Here is a 1281-nt window from a genome sequence, read left to right on the forward strand (position 1 = left end):
TGAGCTTGCTCCGCTCCGACGGACACCATCGTTGTGGTGGTCAGGCCGCTGCGACTGCCTCGTAGTCGGCGGGGCTACGGTAGCCCAGGCTGCTGTGCAGGCGGTGCAGGTTGTACCAGCCCTCGATGAACTCGAAGATCGCGCTGCGGGCCGCGGCGCGGGTAGGCCAGGACCGCTGATCGAGAAGTTCGCCCTTGAGTGTGGCGAAGAACGACTCGGCCAGCGCGTTGTCCCAGCACTGACCGGTCCGTCCGACCGACAACCGCACGCCGAGCCGCCCGGCCAGTTGCGCGTAGGCGGCGCTCGTATATTGACAGCCGCGATCGGAGTGGAAAGTCACCGGCCCGCTCGGGCGGCGGCGGGCGCAGGCCTGCTGCAGAGCCTCGGCGACCAGGCCGGTGCGCAAATGATCGGCCGTCGCCCAGCCGACCACCCGGCGCGAGGCGATGTCGATCACGGTGGCCAGATACAGCCAGCCCTCCTCGGTCGGCACGTAGGTGATATCGCCGCACCAGCGCCTATCGAGTCCGGTCGGGTCCGGCGTGAAGTCGCGCTCGATCAGGTCCGGCCGCATGCTCGCGTGCGGGTCGGGGATGGTGGTGACCTGCCGGCGGCGCCGATACCGGCCGGCCAGGCCCAGGAGGCGCATCAGCCGGGCCACCCTCCGCCGGCCGCACCGCTGCCCGTCCCGCCGCAGTTGCGCGTGCACCCGCGGCGCGCCGTAACTGCCTCGTGAGCGCGCGTGCACCTCGGCGATCTGCCCGGCCAGCTCGGCATCGCGCATCGCACGCGGCCCAGGGACGGCGGTGCGGCGCGCGTAGAAGGCGGCACGGGAGACTCCCAGCAGCTCACACGCCCGCTTGACGCTGTGACCGCCCTGCTTCTCCGCCTCGATGAACGGGTGCACGCTCACCGGGTCTCCCTCACGAAGAAAGCCGTCGCCCGCTTCAGGACATCGATGTCCTCGCGCAGCCGCCGGTTCTCCCGCCGCAGCGCCGCCAGCTCCTCCCGCTCACTGCTGGTCAGCCCATCCCGCTGCCCCTCGTCGACCTCAGCCTGGCGCACCCATTGGCGCACCGCCGTCTCGGTCAGATCGAAGTCCTGAGCCACCTCACGGATCGATCGGTCGCCCCGCTGGCACAGCTCGACGATCTCGGCCTTGAACTCGGGCGTGAACGAGCGGCGAGGACGCGGCTTCTTCTTCCCCATGCTCTCCATCATGGACATCCTTCCGGGGACGAACCCCTGATCTCGGATGTCCGTCAAACCGGATCAAGCCCA

2 protein-coding genes are annotated in these 1281 nt (G+C 69.9%); both read right to left on the reverse strand.

The window, feature by feature from the left end; translation table 11 throughout:
- Positions 1 to 40: 40 nt before the first annotated feature.
- A complete protein-coding gene (locus tag ACWDXC_RS45255; protein ID WP_219520093.1) occupies positions 41 to 913 on the reverse strand; it encodes an IS3 family transposase in 873 nt (290 codons plus the stop codon).
- Complete coding sequence (locus tag ACWDXC_RS45260; RefSeq protein WP_219520095.1) at positions 910 to 1209, reverse strand: transposase; 300 nt, start codon at positions 1207 to 1209, stop codon at positions 910 to 912. The genes ACWDXC_RS45255 and ACWDXC_RS45260 overlap by 4 nt, the downstream gene beginning before the upstream one ends.
- Positions 1210 to 1281 lie beyond the last annotated feature (72 nt).

It is taken from the genome of Nonomuraea sp. NPDC003214 (assembly GCF_053590035.1).

Coding starts and splice junctions, on each gene's coding strand:
- ACWDXC_RS45260 (WP_219520095.1), bottom strand. CDS start 1,209: ATGGGGAAGAAGAAGCCGCGTCCTCGCCGCTCGTTCACGCCCGAGTTC.